The organism is Spiroplasma endosymbiont of Phyllotreta cruciferae, from assembly GCF_918697755.1.
Genome location: NZ_OU953854.1, coordinates 425023 through 439405, shown reverse-complemented (window position 1 = coordinate 439405; position 14383 = coordinate 425023). Strand labels below are relative to the sequence as shown.

Sequence of the window (14383 nt, the reverse complement as noted above, 5' to 3'; positions counted from 1 at the left end):
TAATTATGAATTTATTAATATTACGGGTTTTAACTTTATTAGCAGAGAACTTAGGTAATAATGCAGTAATAAATAAATTTGTAAATTTAATTAATAAAGTTAATAAATTTGCTTCATATTATGCTAATCCATTACAAAAAATTACAAATAAGATTGAAGATATTTATCAGTGATTAGATCCGTTTACTTATTTAGATTTAATTAAAAAAGGATATCAAAAAGAAATTAAACAAACATTAAGTAAATTAGAAAAAGATAATAATATTAAAAATAGAGAACAATTTAAAAATGAAAATTATCTAAATACTAATTGACAACCTTTAAATGGTAGTTGACTTGATAGTGGAATGTTTAATATAACAAATAAATTAACTTTAACAGGTAATTTAACTATTTTAATATATACAAAAACAGCAAAACATCCAAAATTTTATGGACCCTATGTTTATCCTGGTGTTCCAGTTGAAATTTGAAAATTATTAAGTAATGCTTTATCTAATGCTGGAACATTGTTTTGGCGTTATTGATTAAGAAAATGATTACCTAGTCATTTAAGAAATTATATTAAAAAAAGATTACCACAAGCATTAAAAGAAAAATATCCAAAAGGAAATATTAAATTAACATTACCAACAGTTCAAAAATTACAACAAATTAAAAACTTTATTAATAATTTAAAGATTGGACATTTTAATTTTAATTTTGCTGGTGAAATTAATAATAAAAAATGATATCGTGAACGCCGAAGTGATGTTAAAAATATTAATAATTCATATAAAACACCAGTTAAAAATATGTTTTACAAAACTAATCAAACTATTAAAACAATTAAGAAAACAAAAACAAGAGTTAATAGTTATAAGCCAAGTAATTTAAAAAATAAGTATCGCAATCAATTAAGGGGTGTTTTATATGAAAAATAATTTAAGTAATTTGTTATTTATAACAGTTGAAGATGTTAAAGCAAGTAAACTTTGACAACCCATTAATGATCGTAAACAATCTGCTTACAATGATAATTTAATTTATAATGCTATTTTAAAAACTAGTTTATGAATGGATCGATTATCTGGTGGCACAATTTCCGATAAAATAAATAAAAAAGATTTATTTCCCTGAGTAAAAAAAGATAATACTAGAGTGCACCCCAAAAAGTAAGTAAAGTAAAAAAAGACTTTGCTAAACTTTTAAAGGAGGTGCATTTTATATGGCAAGAAAAGGTCAAAAATATAACAAATATACATCAGAATTTAGAACAAAAATCATTGAGGAAATTAAACAAAAAAGTTGTTGAGTAGTAGCAAAACAATATAATCTAAATGCAAATACAGTAGAATCTTGATGAGCAAATCATAAAAAAGGAAAATTAAACAATCATAAAGGACCTAAAATCTCTTTTGGTAAAAGAGATTTAGAATATTATAAAACAAGGTATGAATTATTAAAAAAGCTCCATGACTTTTACAATTAAGCAAACTAAGAATCGTCTCTTTTATTAAACAAAATTGTCATGAATATTCAATAAAATTATTATTAGAAGTAACGGGGTTAAAACGTAGTTATTGAGATAAATATAAAAATTATGACAGTAGCAAAAAAGATAAAGAAGCAATAAATGATATTGTAAAAGTCTATGAAGAAAATTTAAAACAATTTGGATATCGAAGAATTACTAAATATTTAAAAGAAGATTATGATATAAAATATAATTCAAAAAAAGTTTTAAGGATTATGCGTTATAATCAAATACAACCTGAATATGTAAGAAAAATGAGAAGAAAAATGAAATATAAACAGAATAAAGAAAAAAGTTTATTGCAATATCCTGATTTAATTAATCGTAAATTCAATGATATAAAAACAAGGTTTTCAGTGCTATATACTGATGTAACATATTTAATTTGAAAAAGAGAAAAATATTATCAATCAACAATTATTGATGGATATACTAAAGAAATAGTTGATGTAAAGTGATCTAAATATAATGACAATAAATTAGTAATAGATAATTTAAATGATGCAATTAATAAAATAAAATTAATAAAAAAAGATCTGAATGGAATAATAATTCATTCAGACCACGGATATCAATACACATCCGCTATTTATCTCGATAAATGTGTATCTAACGGTATTATAATTTCAATGGGGAAAAATTACCACTGTGCAGATAATATTGTTATAGAAAGTTTTCATTCATTACTTAAGAAAGCTACAATCCATAATAAAATATATAATTCACATGAAGAATATATACAAGATGTTATAAAATGAAATACATGATATTCAAATCGTAAAGAAAAAGATATAATAAAAAAATAGTAAATACTTTTTATTAGTACTTACTAAAATGGGTGCGGTCTATACTGGTTTAATTGAATATGATAAATGATTAAGTTATATTCAATCTGCTTGTTTATTAGCAGTTATAAATTGATATTTACCAAAAGGAGTTAATGATTTAACTGGTAGTGCTTCATTTTCACAAGGTGGTGTATCATATTCACAAACTAATGACCCAGAAGCAAATGAAAATATTACTTGTGATGTTAAAAATGCTTTAAAATTAGCGGGTGAAATAATTGATATTATATCTAGTAAAACAGTATCTAGACCTTATAATTATAGTTTAGATAATTATGCTCATCCATGAGAAGAAGAATATAAACATATTAGTAAAAAAACTTTTTATCCAACATTATTATTTTGATTAAAAGAGCGATTACAAACAGATAATTCAATAAATATTACTTATCCAACTATTAATGACTTTTCTAAAATTGATTATAACGAATATATTAAACTTATTGTTCCGTTTGATAATGATACTATTTATTATGAAAATAATGTTTGAAAAACAAAACAAAGTGGTCAGTCACAGAATTTGCATATAGTTATTTGTGAAAGTGGCAGAGCTAATGCTGACTATGATAAACAAACTGGTGGTTTAAGAATATGAGATTCAAGTTTTAAAAATAATGACCAAGTTGCAGATTTTAGTGTTATTAAAACAAAAAAAACGCCTGGACTAGAAGCAACAGATGACACATTACCAACTACTAAATATATTAATGAACATTATCAATTAAAAGGTGGTGGTGGTAATGATTGAGAAGTCGTTGATACTAATGATTTTGTACCTGATACTATTTCAGAATATAAAATTAGGAATTTTGATAAGTCAAAATATGTTTATAAAATTTGAGCTAATATTGAACAATATCCGATATTAATGGTAGAAACTTTTAAAAATTATAGTGAAGATATTCATTCGCATTCTCAAATTACTTTATTTATTAAAAAAAACGGGAATGTTCTTATGTGATTAAATAATTCACCCTATAATATGTCAATATTACATATTGAAAGAAAAAAAGTAAGTTAGAAAGGATTTTTAATTAATGAAACAAGATAAAACAACTTGATTAAAAGGGGCCTTACCTTGAAATTGATTTAAAAAAGACCCTATTCCGACTTATAATTGAACTCATAAAGATATTAGAGAATGAGAAAGAAAATATAAAATTCGTAGTTGAGTAGTTAATTTTTATACATTGATATTTTTAGCATTAAATTGTTGATTAGAATATGGCATGATTAATGCAATAAAAGATAGTATTAATTGATATAATTATGGTCAATATTGGGGTAATGGCATCGCAATATTATTAACACCTTTATTTACACATGGAATTCAAGGCATATTTGTTGCTAGTAGTAAACCGAAAGTAGATATGAAAATTGATATACCACGATTAAAAATATCTAAAATGGGATTAGTATTTACAATATTGCCTTTAATTACTTTAATAATTTCTTTAATTATCATTTGAATTGATAAATCAAAATGAAAAAAAGACCATTTAAGACATTGTTTAGATTGTCGGATTAATCCGCGTGTTATTCAACCAAGAATAGCAAAACAATGAAATAATTTAGATGGTATAACAGAAGAGATATTTAAAAATATGCAAGATGAATATACTAAAAAACAAGAAGAAAAATTAAAAAATATACAAAATGAAAATAAACAAGAATTAAATTTAAAATAGACTATATATAGGGGCGGCTGATATTTTTGGGTGGTTATATAGTTTAATTTAATAAATTATTTTGTTCTGAAAAAATGGATGGCCACTGTTTGAGTAAGGATAAGAAAGGAATTAAAAAAATGTTTAATGATACATTAATGATTACTTTACTTGTGTTATCGGGTGCTGGTGGAATGGGTAGTCTTGGTATTCTTGGATTATCTGCTAAAAAAATTAAAAAATATAAAGCAGAAATTAGAGAATTAAGAACTGCTGTTATTGCCCACGAAAAACATTTACGAGGACCTGATTATGCAACAGAATTAGCATTAAAAACAGGTCAAATTAAAAATGTTAAAAAACAAGTTAAAGTAAATGATAAAAAACAAGCGCAAAAAGATGCTATTAGACAACTAACAAATAGTATTTAAAAAATAACCTTAATTGGTTATTTTTTATTTTTCTTTATTGTGTTTTATATAATAATTAATAAGATATTCTATTCGTTGTGAATAAGTAAAGCCATTAAATTCATTTCAAACTTGTTCTTCATTTTTATTTAAGTAAATATTAACATTCCGAATTTTGCAAGAATAATATTTTCCTGTTTTTTGATTAAATGAATGTTTCATAATATTAACCCTTATAATTAGCAATAATAATTACATCTCGGATATGATTACTTATTTTTTTATTATTATATTTTCAGCCTTTACCATATTGATAAGTTAAATTATTATCTTTATCATATTTTCATATACAACTATCATTATATTTACTTAAATTTTCCATATTCTTAACAACTGATTTAGTATGACGTGGTGATATTCAATTAATATTTAATAATTTTTCTGTTTTATATTTAATTGCCCCTATAAGTTTTAATAAATCATCTCTATCTTTACTCGCACTAGCAGATGTATATAAACAATCTTCAATATTAATAATTGCATTTTGTTTTAACTTATCTAAAATAATATCGGTTTGTGCAATTCAATCACGATTTGTATATTCAGATTTATCAATTAATTTATTATTTTCAAAAATAGCAACAGCCGTAGTACCGGTTCCTGATGGATCAATGCCTATTTTTATCATTTCGCTCATTCCTCATCATTGTTAACTGCTGGTACTACATTTGATATATCTTCTTCTTTTACTACATTATTATCTGTCACTTCTTCACTTGGTTCGGATAAATTATTATTTGATATATTTTCATTACTAATTTGGCCCTTATTTATGCTTATATTACTATCATTATCAATATAAATCTTTTCATCATTAGTTGTAATAACTGCTTGGTCTGATTTATAAGCTTGTTGTAATTCGACTGACATAATACCTCATTTTCGCAATAAACTAGTTAATACCGTTTTAAGTGCCATTTCATCAAAAGTAGCAATATAAAATGATTTATTTTTAGCATAAGTTTTAGAATATTTTATAAAATGACTTTCCATTTGCTCTTTGGTCATATACAAAGTTTTTTCAAAACCATTAACCATTTTAAAATATGCAACATAACCTATAATTGGTAATTTTTCTCTTTCATCTTCATCTTGAATTCAATTAAAACTAGCTCCTTTTAAACGGTCATAATTTACTAATTCACCAGTTTTGACATCTGATACTGCTATATCTAGATATTGTCCACTTCTTTGGGCTAATTGAATATAACCCTTATAACCCATTTGAAATTGAGCTTGATTAATTCATTCTTGGATTTCACGACCATTAATAATTCTTGTTATTTTAGTATTATATGGTACGACATAAGCATAACCAAATTGCTTTTCCATAGGTAAATTTAATAAAACACCCTGATAACAAGCAGTCATAATTGTTTTTGGGTCTGCTTTTTGTAATAATTCATTACTATTTGATATCGAAACTATATTACTTTTAAATCTTGCAATTTCATTTTCACTAGAAAATTTACTTTTTATTCAATCAGTTGCTTTATCTGTTCTTAAAAATTCAATAATATTTGCCATATTATTTTTCTCCTTTATTTATTTTGAATTTAATTCCATTAACTCCGATAGTATTAATATCTTTATTACTATCTCATTGTTCTTTAATTTCATTTTTAACAATTTGTTCATCAACAATTAAATAATTTTTAATTAAATTAATAAGTTCTAATTTATCAGCATTTTGTAAAAAATCATCATTAATACCTAATATTTCAATATTTTTAATTAATAATTTATCTTTACGAAAATTACTAGTAATAATTTTTAATTCTTGCTCTTGTTTTGCTACACTTTTAATTTCTAAAAATTGTTCTTTTTTATGAGTTTCAATAATTTCATTTTGTTTTTGAAATTGAATATTAATGACACTATTTTTTAAAGAATCATGATTATTCTTGATATTATTTTCTAAATTCAAAATATCTTTTCTAATAAAATTTAATTCATCTTTAAAAATTTTTATTAATTCTAAAGGTTCTCTAAAAATATAATCAATTTTTGAAACTACTAGTTTTAAATCTTTTAGTGATTGTGATTTATATTCTCCATTTATTAATCAAGTTTGTTGTCGATATATAAATTCTGCTAATTCTTGCCCATTTTCATCAATTCATTTTTTAATTGTTAATGCTTTTAAACTTAATTCTTTAAAATCATTTCCTTTTAAATAAAACGGATAAGTAATATTTTTAACTTCATTATTTAACTTTAAATCTGCCATAATTAAATTTCCTCTAATTCCATTTCATTAATTAAATTATCAATATATTCATAAGCACTTTCTTCTGAATAACATTCTTCTAATGCAATATTAAATAAGTCTTCTTCTGTATAAACATTGTTATCTTCATCTTTTCACATATTATTCAACTCCTTTTCATTTAATATTTTCATTTTCTAAATCAATAATTGTAGTTTTACAATAATTTAAATTTTCAGAATAAATTCTTGTCTCATCAAATGTATAAAAATATGTAGTATTTAAACTATATTTATCTTTTGTTACTAATAAGTATCTTTTATTCATAATTTATCACCTCGTAATCCGCTTCTTCATCTTCTAAATAATCACTAATTAAACCTTTAACTTTATCAATTTCATATCATTTGCAATTTAAATTAAAATCTATTGGTAATTCAATATTACCTACGTGTCGTTCTTCATTACCAAATTTAAGATATAAATTTAACTCCAAATTATCTGAATAACCACTATCAATTTGTGCATAAATAATATCTTTATTGGTAATTTTTAATGCTTTATTACATATCATTTTTAATTCCTCCTATTTTTAAACTCGTTGGTACTCACTCCCGAGTGAAAGTGCCAAGCGAGAATTAGTTATATATAAATTAAGTTATTTATTTACTACGCCACTCGCTTCACTGCGGGTGAGCAGTGGCGGTATATTATATAATCGACAGTTGTTTTTTCTTTGTGGAGCCAGAGAATTCTCTCTCTTCATCCGCACCATTTCAGGTCAAAGCGTTCAGTTTTTAAAATAAATTCACTCGCATCTTGAAGAGCCTAATGCTGACTTTGTGGTTTTTATTAAACCGCTGTCACTTCTAAGAAGTAATATCTATCGCAAATTTATTTGTAAAGTCACTATCTCTTTTTTTATTGTCGTTTGATATTAACCATGGACTTATCACGACTATCGCTTAGTTATAATGAACCAGCGCCGATTTACTTTTTTCCTCATACACTATTTCAGTACTTGCCTCGGATGGCTGTGGGAATGAGTTAATACTCATGTTCTTATGGAAGCACTTAGTTATTTAAAATAACTGTCCCACTCTGCATTGAGTTGTTTTATAAAATCAAAATTTTAAAGAACCAGTTTTATCATCAAAGATAATTTTTGAATTTTCTAGTTTTTTATAAAATCGCTTTTGTTTTTTATCTTTTATGCGATTTAATAAATCTTTATGATTTTCACAAGTTCATAAAACTTTATTTGATACAAATTCTTCGGTAATGAATGATATTGCTTTATAGCAGTTATAAATATCGCAAATTTGTTCTTGCTTATTATTTTTCATTACTCATTCCTTTCTTTGATATTATTTTTTTATTTATTAGCCAAATTAATTAATTAATTGAAACAGAGAAAGGACAACACCTTAAATAAGGGGAGAAAAAACAGGTACACTTTGTAAAGATTTCTAAGATATTTAATAAATGTATAAACAACTTAAAGAGAATATCAAAAAGTTGTAATAAAAAGTTTCTATTTTAAGAATTTAAGATGCTGTCCTTTCTCTGAATCAATTAATAATTATGGGTTTACAAATAAAAAAACAACCCTTTTTATTTAACAAGAGTTGTTTTTTGCCGCTTCATCGTACATTATACAAAATAAAAAGACTAAAAAATAACAATTATGATCCTAAATTAGCAGATGATGACTATTGAGAAAAGAGGAAAAAATGTATTAAACATATTATATTTTCAGATAAAGAATTAAGATGATTAGATAAAAGATTTAATAAGTATCATGATACACCAGAGCAAATTTGCAAAAATTATGAAAAAGAATTTGGTATTAAATTTCCTGTATGTGTTAAAACTTTATATAAGTATATTTATTGTGGTCTTTTAAATTTGTCAAAAGAAAATTTATATTTTCATGGTAAAAGATTTAAAACAAAAAATAGAAAAGATAACCGTGGTAAAATCACTAATTATAGAATTATTGAAGAAGCAAAACACGATAAATATGAATTTGGTTGATTTCAAATGGATACAATAGTTGGTAAAAATCATCAATCTATTTGTTTAGTATTAACAGAAGAATTAAGCAAAAAAACTTTTTGTAAAAAATTAAAAGAAAACTCGGGAGCAGAAATTACAAAAGCAATTAAAAAAATTTTAAATAATAAGATTTTCAAAAACATAAATATTAAAGGAATTATTACAGATCAAGGCAAAGAATTTAGTAACTGAAAAGAAGTAGAAAAAATTACTTCTACTAATGTTTATTTTTGTGATGCTGGAACACCCACTCAAAAACCATTGGTTGAACGAATAAATAGAGATATTAGACATTGATTTCCTAAAGGAACAGATTTTAATAATATTACGCAACAAGAAATAGATTGAGTTATTGATGTAATTAACAATAAACCAAGGCATTGTTTACAATGATTAAGTTCACAACAATTATTTTTAAATTTATCATCACATATATAATAATTTTATTTAATTAATCAAAATAATTTAGATAAAATATTTTTAGTGTGTCAAAATTCATAAATTTAAAATAAAAATATCATAATTTTAAAAATAAAATTATATTGAATACTTATTTTATTGTGTTATAATAAATTTAAATAAAGTGTGGCATTTGAATTTACAATTTACATTTTTGGAATGTGTGTTTTTACCACTTTTGGTTTCAACAAGACTAAGGTTGGCCGTGACACTTCAATAATGATAAATAAAAAAGCATAAGCACAAACAACTAAACTCGGAAATAAATATGTTCCAACAATTAGTCACCAAGGTGGAATCGAAATATAAGTAGTAAATTCTAAGAACCCTTGGTATGTAATATTTAAAATGAAAACAAAAATCCAACTAGTTATTAATGATAAAAAAGCAATCACAAACATTAATAATAGGAAACAAGATAAAAGTAAAAAGGCAATTGTTCCTGTTCCATATCCTTGGGCTTTTAAATTTACAATAATGCCACGGTTAACAAATAACAATTTATTTACAATCATACTAATCATAATAAACGATGAAATTACCAATAATAATGAAATCGCAACTAAAATTAACCAAATAATTTTCTCTTTATTTGTAATCAATTCTTTCATATGATTTAATGGGCTATAAGTCCCCGTCGAATATGAAAAATTAGCATTATCATAAAAATTTGCCATATCACTTTAACTATTTTTTGTTGTTAAAAAATTATTGTTTCATTGGTCTTTTACAAGCGCAGCATTAATTGTTACCCCCGCTACTCATAATCCGCGCCGCTGCTGCCATATTCTGTTGTAAACGATCATATTCATCACCACGAATTCATAAGTACGGATTATAAATAAATGATGATTCATTTGAAGCACTATTAACATAAGCATTAGCCCCAAATCCAACAACGCGATATTTAAACCCATAAATTGTAAAAAGATCACCAATTTTAATTTTATTATGCGAAGCATAAGAATTATTAATAATAATTGGGGGATAATCACTTGCTGCATCATAATTTAAAAAAGTTTGATAGTCACCCTTAACCATAATTGGGGTTGCTCAATAATATGGCCCATCACTTTGAATATAAAAGTTTTCTGCTTTAAAAATATCATAAACTTGCATTGTTTCATTCATAATTGCCCGATCAGCAACCGAACCAATAATTACCGAATTTAATAACCATAATTCCAACTGATAAATCCGCGCTTGATTTTGCGCAAAATTTTGATAAGCATTAGTAAAAACATCAGTATCAGTCGCTAAATGTGGATTATCCGGAGAACTAACAAAGGGAATTAACCCATCACGATTGGTTAAATATCCTAGTAGTTCAACATATTCGGCTTGACTTAAAAAATAATCACTACTAGATAAAATATTACTCGTAAAATTTAAAACAACATTCCCCGTTGCTTTTAGTTGCTCAACAAAATAAGGATTCGAACTATTTGACGCAAGTCATTTCCCGTTATATTTGGGATCTTGTGTTGAATCTAAATAAATTTGATAACTATCATTTGTTCCTCTTAATGAAAAATAAGAACTCTCTGCTTTAGTAACATCAATGGTTTGATTAGGATTAATATAATTAATATTATTTAATCCATATGATAAATTTTTATTATTTGAAGCAATTTTTAATTGCCCACTAAATCGAAAAGAAATATTGGTATTATATAAGTTTTTCTCAATCACAGCTAATTGACTAGTACTTAAATCATTTGACATAATCATTCCCAAAAAAAGAGTAATGACAACACCTAACATTAAAAAAAATCCCAAAACCTGCAAACTATTCTTGGTAAAACTTAATCAAAAATTCTTGAATAAATGTCTTATCATTAGTTTTCATCTCCATATAATTTAATCATAAATACATTATTGTTTATTTTTCAAAGTTATATTTTGGATTTTTTGCTAATTTTTGTAACGCGTCTCGCGCTGCTAATTGTTCTGCTTCTTTATGCGTATAACCATGGCCTTCCCCATAACAAATTCCATCAATTTCTGCTATCACAGTATATAATACTCGATTGCCCTCTAATGGTGGTGATTCTTTTACTAACTTATATTCTAATGTTCGCACATCACCAGCTTGTAAAAATTCTTGTAACTCAGTTTTATAATCTCGGATTTGATCAAAAAAACCCGGATTGGAAACCATTTTAATTAAAGTTTGATCAATAAAAGCACGAATTGTTTCTTCTCCTAAATCAAGGTACAATGCTGCTAACATTGATTCATAAATATCTGCTAAAATTCGATTTTTTTCGTACCCTTTTGTTTTAATCTCTCCTTTCCCTAACAACAAAAAAGGAGCTCAGTTCATTTGACGGACTAACTCTGCTAATGTCCCTTCACGAACTACTTTACTACGTAAATTAGTAATTTCTCCCTCATTTTTGTCAGGAAAAGTTAAAAATAGATATAATGAAATTTCTTTTGCTAAAATAGCATCACCCAAAAATTCCATGCGTTGATAAGTATAATTTAAATTATTTTCATTAGCATAAGAATTATGTGTTAACGCTTCTAAATAATATTTTTTTTCTTTAATTCGAATATTATATTGTTTAAAAAAATCTTTTAATTCAGCAAATAATTGCTCGGGTTTTTTATTTATAAACTGCATCGTAAAATTAATCCTCCTTTAACAATTTTACTGTCATTTTTTGGACAAAGTCATTAACAATTGCAGTACGCGCCATTTCTAATGTACTAATTCATGATTTCTCATCACTGCTACCATGCGTTTTAATGGCAATTGCCTTTAACCCTAGAACTAACGCTGAAGCATTATTTCGATAATCAAATGTTTCGCGAACACCGCGGAATGCTTTACGAAGCGATAATGCTTTTAATTTACGATAAAGATTTTTAGTTAATTCGTGTTTAATAACGCCCATTAAGTTTTTTGCCATTCCTTCTAAGGTTTTTAAAGTAATGTTACCTGTAAAACCATCCGTTACAATAATATCAACAAGATTACTCGTAATATCCCGTGGTTCAATATTTCCTTTAAAGTTAACTTTATTATTTTCTGCTAACAATTTATAAGCTTCCTTATGATAATCTTTCCCTTTTGATGCCTCTTCTCCAATATTTAAAATAGCAACTGTTGGCGCTGGATTATTCATAATTGCTTGCGCATAAACACTAGCCATAATGGCAAAATTAACAAGATCTTGTGCATCATTTTCCAAATTAGCCCCCACATCTAACATTAAAACTGATTTTCCTTTTTTAATGGTTGGAATAAAGGGCATAAAAGCTGGACGAGAAATTCCAGGAATTTCACCAACAATAAAGTGACACGCCGCTAAGAAAGCTGCAGTTGACCCACCCGAAAGAAACGCATCTACTTTTTGATCACGTAATAATTCAGCAGCACGAACCATTGAACTATCTGGTTTACGACGAACTTCCATTAAACCTTCTGTCATTAAAATAACTTCCGTTGTTGCAAAAATTTCATATCTTGTTGCATCTAATTTTGCTTTAGTTGCTGCCGTTTGAATTTCACTTTCACTTCCAACTAGAACAAATGTAACATCTTGATATTTTTTCATAAAGATTTTTAAAGCCCCAATAATTGGATCAATTCCCAAATCGGTTCCCATCATATCAATCGCAATTTTACTCATAAACTAAATCTCCTAACCTACCTTTATTATAACAAATAATTAAATAGTTTTTTCTTTGAAAAGATTGGGGAAATTAATAATTATTTTTTTGGTAAAACTTCAAGTAATTGTAACTTAATTTTTCCTTTACTATCAACTTATAAAACTTTAACTTTAACAAAATCATTCAATTGCACAATATCTTCTGTTTTTTCAACCCGTTTTTCTGCTAATTTTGAAATATGAATTAAACCATCAACATTTTATTTTAAATTAACGAAGGCCCCAAACTTTTCAATTTTAACAACAGATCCTGTCATTTCAGTTCCAATTTCAACTGGCATCGCAATCGCTTTTATTAATTCATAAGCTTTTTCAATTGCAGAATAATCCTTATGATAAATTGTTACTTGTCCATCATCTTCAATGTCAATTTTAACATCATCGGCTTTTTCAATAATGGCTGTAATCATCTTACCACCAGGACCAATCACTTCTCTAATTTTATCAACTGGAATCATAAATGTTTTCATCTTCGGTGCCGTTGGTGCTAACTGTGTTCGTGGCGCAGCAATCGTTGCTAAAACAATTATCAAGAATTTGTAAACACGCTTTTTTTGCTGCTAATAACGCTTCTTGTAAAATTGCTTCATTAATACCCGCAATTTTAATATCCATTTACAACGCACAAATCCCTTGTGCTGTTCCTGCTACTTTAAAATCCATATCGCCAAGATAATCTTCCATCCCTTGAATATCAGTTAAAATAGTATAATTATAGACTGCACCCATTTTAGTAAGTACTAATAAAAAGTATTTACTATTTTTTTATTATATCTTTTTCTTTACGATTTGAATATCATGTATTTCATTTTATAACATCTTGTATATATTCTTCATGTGAATTATATATTTTATTATGGATTGTAGCTTTCTTAAGTAATGAATGAAAACTTTCTATAACAATATTATCTGCACAGTGGTAATTTTTCCCCATTGAAATTATAATACCGTTAGATACACATTTATCGAGATAAATAGCGGATGTGTATTGATATCCGTGGTCTGAATGAATTATTATTCCATTCAGATCTTTTTTTATTAATTTTATTTTATTAATTGCATCATTTAAATTATATATTACTAATTTATTGTCATTATATTTAGATCACTTTACATCAACTATTTCTTTAGTATATCCATCAATAATTGTTGATTGATAATATTTTTCTCTTTTTCAAATTAAATATGTTACATCAGTATATAGCACTGAAAACCTTGTTTTTATATCATTGAATTTACGATTAATTAAATCAGGATATTGCAATAAACTTTTTTCTTTATTCTGTTTATATTTCATTTTTCTTCTCATTTTTCTTACATATTCAGGTTGTATTTGATTATAACGCATAATCCTTAAAACTTTTTTTGAATTATATTTTATATCATAATCTTCTTTTAAATATTTAGTAATTCTTCGATATCCAAATTGTTTTAAATTTTCTTCATAGACTTTTACAATATCATTTATTGCTT

The 14383-nt window shown here is 25.5% G+C and carries 23 protein-coding genes and 2 pseudogenes; 9 read left to right on the top strand and 16 right to left on the bottom strand.

Annotation, left to right across the window (positions count from 1 at the left end; genetic code table 4):
* Positions 1-5: 5 nt before the first annotated feature.
* From NL276_RS02855 to NL276_RS02825, 8 genes and pseudogenes are all read left to right on the top strand, one after another.
* Positions 6-923 carry a hypothetical protein gene (locus NL276_RS02855; RefSeq protein WP_253301087.1) on the top strand — a complete coding sequence of 306 codons (918 nt, stop codon included), beginning with the start codon at positions 6-8 and terminating at the stop codon, positions 921-923.
* Entirely contained in the window at positions 913-1158 is a 246-nt protein-coding gene (locus NL276_RS02850) for a hypothetical protein (protein ID WP_253301086.1), read from the top strand. The genes NL276_RS02855 and NL276_RS02850 overlap by 11 nt, the downstream gene beginning before the upstream one ends.
* Positions 1159-1207: 49 nt before the next feature.
* Positions 1208-1471, top strand: a complete 264-nt coding sequence (locus tag NL276_RS02845; protein ID WP_253301010.1) for a transposase family protein — start codon at positions 1208-1210, stop codon at positions 1469-1471.
* Positions 1438-1758: pseudogene (locus NL276_RS05185) on the top strand (IS3 family transposase); the annotation flags it as partial. The gene NL276_RS02845 and the pseudogene NL276_RS05185, both read left to right, overlap by 34 nt.
* A gap of 12 nt (positions 1759-1770) precedes the next feature.
* The gene (locus NL276_RS02840; RefSeq protein ID WP_253301039.1) at positions 1771-2322 is read left to right on the top strand and encodes a DDE-type integrase/transposase/recombinase; all 552 of its coding nucleotides are present in this window, start codon (positions 1771-1773) and stop codon (positions 2320-2322) included.
* 28 nt (positions 2323-2350) lie between these two features.
* A complete protein-coding gene (locus NL276_RS02835; protein WP_253301085.1) occupies positions 2351-3385 on the top strand; it encodes a hypothetical protein in 1035 nt (344 codons plus the stop codon).
* Positions 3386-3401: 16 nt separating this feature from the next.
* Positions 3402-4052 (top strand): hypothetical protein, encoded by a 651-nt coding sequence (locus NL276_RS02830; protein WP_253301043.1) that lies wholly within the window; start codon positions 3402-3404, stop codon positions 4050-4052.
* Between the two features lie 74 nt (positions 4053-4126).
* Positions 4127-4462 carry a hypothetical protein gene (locus NL276_RS02825; protein WP_253301084.1) on the top strand — a complete coding sequence of 112 codons (336 nt, stop codon included), beginning with the start codon at positions 4127-4129 and terminating at the stop codon, positions 4460-4462.
* Positions 4463-4486: 24 nt separating this feature from the next.
* Here NL276_RS02825 and NL276_RS02820 read toward each other — a convergent pair whose 3' ends face one another.
* The 8 genes from NL276_RS02820 to NL276_RS02785 form a co-directional block, all read right to left on the bottom strand.
* Positions 4487-4663 carry a hypothetical protein gene (locus tag NL276_RS02820; protein WP_253301045.1) on the bottom strand — a complete coding sequence of 59 codons (177 nt, stop codon included), beginning with the start codon at positions 4661-4663 and terminating at the stop codon, positions 4487-4489.
* Positions 4664-4667: 4 nt separating this feature from the next.
* Positions 4668-5129, bottom strand: a complete 462-nt coding sequence (locus tag NL276_RS02815; protein ID WP_253301083.1) for a hypothetical protein — start codon at positions 5127-5129, stop codon at positions 4668-4670.
* Positions 5123-6028: a recombinase RecT gene (locus NL276_RS02810; protein WP_253301082.1), complete on the bottom strand. Its 906-nt coding sequence runs from the start codon at positions 6026-6028 to the stop codon at positions 5123-5125. The genes NL276_RS02815 and NL276_RS02810 overlap by 7 nt, the downstream gene beginning before the upstream one ends.
* A 1-nt stretch (position 6029) precedes the next feature.
* Positions 6030-6731 carry a hypothetical protein gene (locus NL276_RS02805; RefSeq protein WP_253301081.1) on the bottom strand — a complete coding sequence of 234 codons (702 nt, stop codon included), beginning with the start codon at positions 6729-6731 and terminating at the stop codon, positions 6030-6032.
* Positions 6732-6733: 2 nt separating this feature from the next.
* Positions 6734-6871, bottom strand: a complete 138-nt coding sequence (locus NL276_RS02800) for a hypothetical protein (protein ID WP_253301080.1) — start codon at positions 6869-6871, stop codon at positions 6734-6736.
* Between the two features lies 1 nt (position 6872).
* Positions 6873-7037, bottom strand: coding sequence for a hypothetical protein (locus NL276_RS02795; protein ID WP_253301079.1), 165 nt, complete (start codon positions 7035-7037; stop codon positions 6873-6875).
* Positions 7030-7284 (bottom strand): hypothetical protein, encoded by a 255-nt coding sequence (locus NL276_RS02790; RefSeq protein ID WP_253301078.1) that lies wholly within the window; start codon positions 7282-7284, stop codon positions 7030-7032. The genes NL276_RS02795 and NL276_RS02790 overlap by 8 nt, the downstream gene beginning before the upstream one ends.
* A gap of 508 nt (positions 7285-7792) precedes the next feature.
* A complete protein-coding gene (locus NL276_RS02785) occupies positions 7793-8056 on the bottom strand; it encodes a hypothetical protein (protein WP_253301077.1) in 264 nt (87 codons plus the stop codon).
* A 238-nt stretch (positions 8057-8294) separates the two neighbouring features.
* Between NL276_RS02785 and NL276_RS02780 the strand changes: the two genes are divergently transcribed.
* Positions 8295-9206: an IS30 family transposase gene (locus tag NL276_RS02780; RefSeq protein WP_253301076.1), complete on the top strand. Its 912-nt coding sequence runs from the start codon at positions 8295-8297 to the stop codon at positions 9204-9206.
* A 167-nt stretch (positions 9207-9373) separates the two neighbouring features.
* Here NL276_RS02780 and NL276_RS02775 read toward each other — a convergent pair whose 3' ends face one another.
* The 8 genes and pseudogenes from NL276_RS02775 to NL276_RS05180 form a co-directional block, all read right to left on the bottom strand.
* Positions 9374-9904 carry a hypothetical protein gene (locus NL276_RS02775; RefSeq protein ID WP_253301075.1) on the bottom strand — a complete coding sequence of 177 codons (531 nt, stop codon included), beginning with the start codon at positions 9902-9904 and terminating at the stop codon, positions 9374-9376.
* A 64-nt stretch (positions 9905-9968) separates the two neighbouring features.
* Complete coding sequence (locus NL276_RS02770) at positions 9969-10952, bottom strand: hypothetical protein (protein WP_253301074.1); 984 nt, start codon at positions 10950-10952, stop codon at positions 9969-9971.
* A gap of 157 nt (positions 10953-11109) precedes the next feature.
* Positions 11110-11856, bottom strand: a complete 747-nt coding sequence (gene rnc / locus NL276_RS02765) for a ribonuclease III (protein ID WP_253301073.1) — start codon at positions 11854-11856, stop codon at positions 11110-11112.
* Positions 11857-11863: 7 nt separating this feature from the next.
* Positions 11864-12868, bottom strand: a complete 1005-nt coding sequence (gene plsX / locus NL276_RS02760; RefSeq protein WP_253301072.1) for a phosphate acyltransferase PlsX — start codon at positions 12866-12868, stop codon at positions 11864-11866.
* 137 nt (positions 12869-13005) lie between these two features.
* Positions 13006-13080 (bottom strand): hypothetical protein, encoded by a 75-nt coding sequence (locus tag NL276_RS02755; protein WP_253301859.1) that lies wholly within the window; start codon positions 13078-13080, stop codon positions 13006-13008.
* 30 nt (positions 13081-13110) lie between these two features.
* On the bottom strand, positions 13111-13443 hold the full coding sequence (locus NL276_RS02750; RefSeq protein ID WP_253301071.1) for a KH domain-containing protein: 333 nt from the start codon (positions 13441-13443) through the stop codon (positions 13111-13113).
* Positions 13444-13667: 224 nt separating this feature from the next.
* Complete coding sequence (locus NL276_RS02745; protein WP_253301070.1) at positions 13668-14219, bottom strand: DDE-type integrase/transposase/recombinase; 552 nt, start codon at positions 14217-14219, stop codon at positions 13668-13670.
* A gap of 12 nt (positions 14220-14231) precedes the next feature.
* A pseudogene (locus NL276_RS05180) lies at positions 14232-14378 on the bottom strand (helix-turn-helix domain-containing protein); the annotation flags it as partial.
* Positions 14379-14383 lie beyond the last annotated feature (5 nt).